Here is a 6,917-nt window from a genome sequence, read left to right on the forward strand (position 1 = left end):
CATAGGGCGAGCGTTCGAAGCCCGATGCGACAAAGCTGCGTCCCAAGCGCCGGACAAAATGGCCGGTGCCGCAGCCAAAATCGAGTACCGTGCCTCCCGCGATCCAGCGCTGCGCCAGTCGTTGATAAAACCACAGCGCCGGGCGGTCGCCGTCCTGTCCATTGCCCTGATAGTAGTGCTGGTCGAACGATTGGCTCATGACCGCCCTTTCGATTGCCAGCTCAGCGTGGTATTGGCGCCGGGCGGCAGCACCAGACGCTCTGAATATCCAAGGCGGCCATCGGTTGACTGATACCTGAGCTGCACTACCACCCGTTGATCCAGCCGTATCTTGAAACGCTGCGTCCCCTGCGCCGCCATCGGAATTGCACCGCGCAGCGCGTCCGGCTCATGAACCAGCAAGGTGTACAGACCATCCGGGCGGGGCCCGAAATGCCAGCTGAAGATATCGTTGCTCAGGGAAATGTCCAGCGACAATGGCATGGTCTCGATCGTGCGCGAGCGCCAGTCCGCCAGCATCGGCGCAAGGTCGATAGCCCGCATGCAGCCACAGGCCTCGTCGTAGCGGTGGATCGGCCTGGTTTCACCCACCAGCATCGATTCGTCGTAAGCCTGTGCCGGTGCCGAGGGAGACTGACTGTTGAACTCCCGCAGCTTCAGCAGGTCGGCGCGATACCAGAAGACGCCAGATAACAAGGGATCGGTCAGCAATACAGTGTCTGCGCCGGCCAACCACAAAAACCGCCCCTGCACATCAAAGCGCTGATTGGCGGCAGCCACTGGCAACATGGCCTGCTTGCCCTGATGAAATCCGCCCAGGGCAAGGGTCGCCAGCAACAGGCAGGCCAGCGGGGAGGCCCGACCCGGCAGGCGCCGGCACAGCATGCCGGCGGCAGCGCCGGTTGCCATCACCAGCGCCCACCAGAACAGAAACAGGAAGCGGTTCGGACTATCCACCCCCGGCTTGACCATCAAAGGCACCAGCGGTGCCACCAGCAGGCCCAAGGAAGCGAGCATGGCAGGCAATCGGCCTTCCCGCAGCAACACCAGAACAGCAATCAGCAAGGCGGCATAAGCCGGCCACGCAAACATGCCGCTGCCCAGCAGCAGTTCCGGAAACTGGCGAGCGGTGTGCCAGACAAGCGCCATCGAAGGGAGCTCGGTAGCATAGCCGCTCTGTCCAAGGCTGCCGAGCATATGCCAGCGCCACAGCATATATGCTGCAAACGTCAGGAAAAATGGGGCGGCCCGGCCCAGGCGATCACGCCATGCCCCGGTCAGCAGCAAGGGCAGCAGGAAGGGCAGCGGGACGTACACCTCCTTGGCGAGGCAGGCGAGCAAGTAGAACCCGGTGCCCGCCCAGATCCAGATCCGGCCAGCCGGACTGCGCATCAAGCACAGCAAGGCCGCCATCATGAAGCCCAGCCCTTCGATGTAGTGGCGCGACATCAACTGCCCCGCAAGCTGCGTACTTGGCGCGCCCAGCAAGAATGCAAGGGCGCCGCACAGGGCGGCGCTGGCAGAGAGATACCGGCGCAGCAAGAGATAGCCAAGTGTGGCGCAAGCGGCGAGCGAGACCAGCTGATGCCAGTAAAACCCCTTCGGCGACAGGCCGAATAACCGGTAATCCACGCCGAAGGAAAAATAGGCCCAAGGGGTGAAGTTGGTCGTCGCAACAGACTTCCAGACCGAGGCGTGAAAAAAATACTGCAAGGGCGAATGTTCGATGGCAAATCGCAGAACCGACGGATCGTCAAACCGCCACCAAGCGCTCAACACATCATGGTGGAGAGCAACCGAGATCAGCAGCAGCAAAGCAAACAGACATGCCGTAGTCAGCCAGCCCTGGCGAGGCATCGGCCGATGCTTGTGAATTCCGTCGGGCTTCATTGGAAACATCTGGTCATTGAAAGGCTCCAGCCGGCATCGCCCAGCCCGGAAGGGGTTGCATGTGGCATCGTTTACACCGCCAGCCCGAAGGCAAGCATCACCACCAGCAGCAATACCCAGCTGGTACGGTCACGGACAGCAAACAGCACCGGGTCGTCATGCATACCTCCTCGGTGAGCCAACATCCAGGCACGGGCAATCCAGTACCACAGGGCCGGGCAGGCCAGCCAGATGTAATGCGGCTGACGATATAGCGTCTGAACGCTGCTGCTATTGATATACAGGGCCAGGATCAACACCGAACCATAGGCGGCGGCAGTGCCGAGCGAGGCCAGCATTTCAATATCGCCAACATGGTAGCCCCGGCCCGGGGCCTGGATGAAACAGTCGCGACGGCGCATGTCGATCAACTCGCCATAGCGCTTGAGCAACGCCAACCCGCCAAACAGCGACATGGAAAATGCCAGCAGCCAGAACGATAGCGGCACACCGATGGCAGCGGATCCGGCAACAATGCGCAAGGTATACAGCGCGCCCAGCAACAGTACATCGACCATCAACAAGCGCTTGAGAGTGATCGAGTACGCCAGGGTCAGCACTAGATAAGCCGATAAGACCTGCACGAATGCCGGGCCCAGGCCACTGGCCAGCCCGAAGGCTGCAAGCACCAGCAAAAACGCTGCAGCGCCGGCTTGCGGCAGACCCAGCTGCCCGGCCGCCAAGGGACGTAAGCGCTTGCGCGGGTGCAGGCGGTCATCCCCCAGATCCAGCATATCGTTTAACAGATAGATGGCCGACGCCAGGGCGCAAAAGGCCAAGCCTGCCAGCAGCACCGCCTGCACACTGGCCGCAGACCAACTATGTGCGGCAAACATGGGCAGGACGATCAGCAGGTTTTTCAGCCACTGGTGCAAACGCATGGCCTTGATCAAATTCGGCAGTGCCGGAGGCTTGCCGGCAAACGAGCGCTCGATGGGCGCCAATGCTGCCGCCTGCTCCATCACGCTGGCGCCGGCATTGACCGGTACCGCGCCGGCTGCCGTCTGCCACACCGGCAGGTCCGCGCGGTCATTGCCGACATAGCTGTAGCCGCGCTCGCCAAAACGGGCTATGGCCCGCTCCGCCTTGCGGGGTCCTTTCAGATTCAACCGCTGGTCGCTAGCCCAGATTTCATCAAACAGGCCCAGGTGGTCTGCAACCGCTTGGGCGTATCGCAGATTCGAGGCGGTGGCGAGTATCAGGAAGCGCCCCTGCGCGCGCTGAGCACGCAGCCAGTCAAGCAAGGGCAAGTTATACGGAAGCGCGCTGACATCCAGGGCCACCCTGCTGGCTATCTCATGCTTAAGCGATGCGATGCCGCGCAACAGCCAGACCGGCATCCGCAAGGCATCCAGCGGACGCTCCAGCACGAGTCGCAGAGCGGACTCATGCAGCAAATCGGCATGGATCAGCGAACCATCCAGATCAACGATTAGCGGCGGCAGCGACATTGCTCTCCCTGAAAGGTGGCCAACAGCCTGCCGACTTACCGGAACAGGCAGGGGAACTCCGGCTGCGCATCATAAGGTACTTTTCTGCCCGAAGTTGTGAGCCAGTTCACAGTGGCAGCCATATTCCGACCTGCCGGCCAAGGCTGGCGCAGGCAATAAAAAACCCGTGTCGGCGCTGGCCGGCACGGGTTTTTTCCACATGGATTCGCGAGACGCAAATCGCTTACAGCGAGTAATACATGGCAAATTCGACCGGATGGGTGGTCATGCGGAATTTCTGCACTTCTTCCATCTTCAGTTCGATATAGCTGTCGATCCAGTCATTGCTGAACACGCCGCCACGGGTGAGGAACTCGCGATCCTTGTCGAGGGCTTCCAGCGCCATTTCCAGGCTGTGGCAGACCTTGGGGATCAGCTTGTCTTCTTCTGGTGGCAGGTCGTACAGATTCTTGTCCATCGGGTCGCCCGGGTGGATCTTGTTCTGCACGCCATCCAGACCCGCCATCATCAGGGCGGTGAAGGCCAGGTAGGGGTTGGCCAGTGGATCGGGGAAGCGCGCTTCGATACGGCGCGCCTTGTCGGATGCCACGTAAGGAATGCGGATCGAGGCCGAGCGGTTCTTCGCCGAGTAAGCCAGCATCACCGGGGCTTCGTAGCCTGGCACCAGGCGCTTGTAGGAGTTGGTACCGGGGTTGGTGATGGCGTTCAGCGCCTTGGCGTGCTTGATGATGCCGCCAATAAAGTACAAGGCAAACTCGGAAAGTCCTGCATAACCATTGCCGGCGAACAGGTTCTTGCCATCCTTCCAGATGGAACAATGCACATGCATGCCGCTACCGTTATCGCCAACGATAGGCTTGGGCATGAAGGTAGCGGTCTTGCCGTACTGGTGGGCAACGTTGTGCACCACGTACTTCAGGCGCTGAGTCCAGTCGGCGCGCTGCACCAGGGTGCTGAACTTGGTACCGATTTCATTCTGGCCGGCAGTCGCCACTTCGTGGTGGTGCACTTCAACCGGGATGCCCAGCTCTTCCAGCGCCAGGCACATGGCCGAGCGGATATCCTGGAACGAATCGACCGGAGCCACCGGGAAATAGCCGCCCTTGACGCCGGGGCGGTGACCGGTATTGCCCGAGTCGTAGTCTTCCGACGAGGACCAGGCGGCTTCTTCGGACTTGATCTTCACATGGGTGCCCGACATATCGGTGCCCCAGGTGACGCTGTCGAAGATGAAGAATTCAGGTTCCGGGCCAAAGAAGGCGGTGTCGCCCAGGCCCGATGCCTTCAGATAAGCCTCGCCACGCTTGGCGATGGAACGTGGATCGCGGTCGTAGCCCTTGCCATCGGTCGGGTCGATTACGTCGCAAGTAATGAACAGGGTGGGTTCGTCATAGAACGGGTCGATGGCGGCGGTGGAAGCATCCGGCATCAACAGCATGTCGGAAGCCTGAATACCCTTCCAGCCGTGAATCGACGAGCCATCGAAAGCGTGGCCGCGCTCGAACCACTCTTCATCCACCACATGAGCCGGCACCGAAACATGCTGCTCCTTGCCCTTGGTATCGGTAAAGCGCAGATCAACGAAACGGATGTCGTTTTCCTGAATTTGCTTGAGTACGTCAGCGACCGCCATGTGCATTACTCCTGATTGAAAGGCTTGGGGACCGGCGTATCTGCCGGCAGGGATTGTGGATTGTAGAGATTTGTTGCGTATCTTGCTTGCGCTGCGCCGCTTTAAGCAGAAACCATGCCATGCACCGAAACAGCGCTGGAGCCAACAGCTACGCTTCATCAGCGCACAAGCAACGCACCATTACGATGCGCCGGCAATATGAATGCACTATTTCTGTGCATTCGCAGTGTTCGCAGCGATCTTTGCCATAATCGGGTAACCATTGCAGCCAAGGAAAGCATCATGAGCCAGAACAGCGACATCCTGCGCCAGGCGCGCGCCCGCGCCCAGGCGCACAACCTGCCCTACTCCGGCGCACTTACCCCCACCGAGGCACACACCCTGCTCGGCGCCTTGCCGGCGGTCAAGCTGGTTGATGTGCGCACCGCCGCCGAGTGGCAGTTTGTTGGCAGCCCCGATGGCGCGGTCAAGATCGAGTGGAAATCCTGGCCCGGCATGACAGCCAATCCAAACTTCCTTGAGCAGCTCAAGCACCAGGTAGACAGCGAAGACGTGCTGCTGTTCCTGTGCCGTACCGGCGGCCGCTCGCACGAGGCAGCAGCGCTGGCCGCCGAGCATGGCTTTGCCGAGTGTTACAACGTGCTGGAAGGCTTTGAAGGCGATCGCGATGCCAAGGGCCAGCGTGGCGGCGTAAATGGCTGGAAGGCGCACGGCCTGCCCTGGTCGCAGGGCTGATATGCGCAACGCGCTTATCGTCGTAATGATCATCGGTGCGCTGGGCTGGTGGCAGCAAGATCGCGTCAAAAGCTGGTTTCAGCAGGGCAAGGCGCAAGTTGCCGGCGACAAGGCCAAGGCAACTACCGTCTACCAGTGGCGCGATACCCATGGCCAGCTGCAGTTCGGCGACACGCCGCCGCCCGGCGTGCACGCCAAGACACTGGCACTCAAGCCGCTCAACACCATGAAGGGCACCCCGGCAGTCACGCCTGAAACCGGCACGCCGGGCAAGGGCGAAGCCAGCACCAAGCCCTGCGAAGAAGCCGATCCGCAAGCACAGGCCAACTGCATCAAGGCGCAAACCGCCCCGCGCAATCTGGCGCTGGAACGCATCGAATCCACCCTCAGCAAGTAAAGGTCATCATGACGGATCGTTACGCCATCATCGGCAACCCGGTGGCGCACAGCAAATCGCCAGCCATCCACGCCGCCTTTGCGCGGCAGACCGGGCAAAAACTCGTGTACGAGCGCCGCGAAGCGCCGCTGGACGCCTTTGCCGATAGTGCCGCCGAGTTTTTTGTCATGGGCGGCATGGGTTGCAATGTCACCGTACCGTTCAAGGAAGCCGCCTGCGCGTTTGCCAACCGGCTGAGTGATCGCGCCCGGCTGGCCGGCGCAGTCAATACCCTGTGGCTGGATGACGACGGCGTGTTTGGCGACAACACCGATGGTGCCGGCCTGGTGCGCGACCTCAAGCGCCACCTTGATCTGCGCGGGCGACGCATCGTGCTGCTGGGCGCCGGCGGTGCTGCACGCGGGGTGATTGCCCCGCTGCTGGCCGAGCAGCCGGCCAGCCTGCACATCGCCAACCGCAGCGCCGACAAGGCCATTGCTCTGGCGGCACACTTCCAGTCCGGCCTGCTCAGCGCCAGCGGTTTTGCCGAACTGGCGCAGCCGTTCGATCTGGTGATCAACGCCACCTCGGCCAGCCTGGCCGGCGAGCCACTACCGTTGGCCATCAGCCTGTGGCAAGCCGAAACGATTGCCTACGACATGATGTATGGCAAGGAGGAAACCGCCTTCTTGCGCCGGGCCCGCGAAGGCGGCGCCGCCACCCGGCTCGATGGACTGGGCATGCTGGTGGAGCAGGCGGCGGAGGCGTTCTTTCTGTGGCGCGGGGTGCGGCC

7 protein-coding genes are annotated in these 6,917 nt (G+C 61.5%); 3 read left to right on the top strand and 4 right to left on the bottom strand.

Going from position 1 to position 6,917, the window contains the following annotated elements:
* The 4 genes from ACE3OH_RS17280 to glnA all read right to left on the bottom strand — a co-directional run.
* Positions 1 to 199: methyltransferase domain-containing protein (locus ACE3OH_RS17280; protein WP_374355907.1), on the bottom strand; the 199-nt coding region annotated here is incomplete at its 3' end.
* Positions 196 to 1,857 carry a hypothetical protein gene (locus ACE3OH_RS17285; protein WP_374355910.1) on the bottom strand — a complete coding sequence of 554 codons (1,662 nt, stop codon included), beginning with the start codon at positions 1,855 to 1,857 and terminating at the stop codon, positions 196 to 198. The genes ACE3OH_RS17280 and ACE3OH_RS17285, both read right to left, overlap by 4 nt.
* 104 nt (positions 1,858 to 1,961) lie before the next feature.
* Positions 1,962 to 3,380 carry a UbiA family prenyltransferase gene (locus ACE3OH_RS17290; protein WP_374355913.1) on the bottom strand — a complete coding sequence of 473 codons (1,419 nt, stop codon included), beginning with the start codon at positions 3,378 to 3,380 and terminating at the stop codon, positions 1,962 to 1,964.
* A 223-nt stretch (positions 3,381 to 3,603) separates the two neighbouring features.
* Positions 3,604 to 5,013: a glutamate--ammonia ligase gene (gene glnA / locus ACE3OH_RS17295; protein WP_374355916.1), complete on the bottom strand. Its 1,410-nt coding sequence runs from the start codon at positions 5,011 to 5,013 to the stop codon at positions 3,604 to 3,606.
* 282 nt (positions 5,014 to 5,295) lie between these two features.
* Between glnA and ACE3OH_RS17300 the strand changes: the two genes are divergently transcribed.
* The 3 genes from ACE3OH_RS17300 to aroE form a co-directional block, all read left to right on the top strand.
* Positions 5,296 to 5,748 (top strand): rhodanese-like domain-containing protein, encoded by a 453-nt coding sequence (locus ACE3OH_RS17300; protein WP_374355919.1) that lies wholly within the window; start codon positions 5,296 to 5,298, stop codon positions 5,746 to 5,748.
* A 1-nt stretch (position 5,749) separates the two neighbouring features.
* On the top strand, positions 5,750 to 6,145 hold the full coding sequence (locus ACE3OH_RS17305; RefSeq protein ID WP_374355923.1) for a DUF4124 domain-containing protein: 396 nt from the start codon (positions 5,750 to 5,752) through the stop codon (positions 6,143 to 6,145).
* Positions 6,146 to 6,153: 8 nt separating this feature from the next.
* Positions 6,154 to 6,917, top strand: a 764-nt coding sequence (gene aroE, locus ACE3OH_RS17310; protein ID WP_374355926.1) for a shikimate dehydrogenase, incomplete at its 3' end; no start/stop codon positions are given.

Origin of the sequence: Chitinimonas sp. (assembly GCF_041904975.1) — a bacterium.
Classification (GTDB): Bacteria; Pseudomonadota; Gammaproteobacteria; order Burkholderiales; family Chitinimonadaceae; genus Chitinimonas.

What these genes read in the sequence shown, in the direction of transcription:
- ACE3OH_RS17285 (WP_374355910.1), bottom strand. Translation starts at nt 1,857, where the DNA reads ATGCCTCGCCAGGGCTGGCTGACTACGGCATGTCTGTTTGCTTTGCTG.
- ACE3OH_RS17290 (WP_374355913.1), bottom strand. Translation starts at nt 3,380, where the DNA reads ATGTCGCTGCCGCCGCTAATCGTTGATCTGGATGGTTCGCTGATCCAT.
- glnA (WP_374355916.1), bottom strand. Translation starts at nt 5,013, where the DNA reads ATGGCGGTCGCTGACGTACTCAAGCAAATTCAGGAAAACGACATCCGT.
- ACE3OH_RS17300 (WP_374355919.1), top strand. Translation starts at nt 5,296, where the DNA reads ATGAGCCAGAACAGCGACATCCTGCGCCAGGCGCGCGCCCGCGCCCAG.
- ACE3OH_RS17305 (WP_374355923.1), top strand. Translation starts at nt 5,750, where the DNA reads ATGCGCAACGCGCTTATCGTCGTAATGATCATCGGTGCGCTGGGCTGG.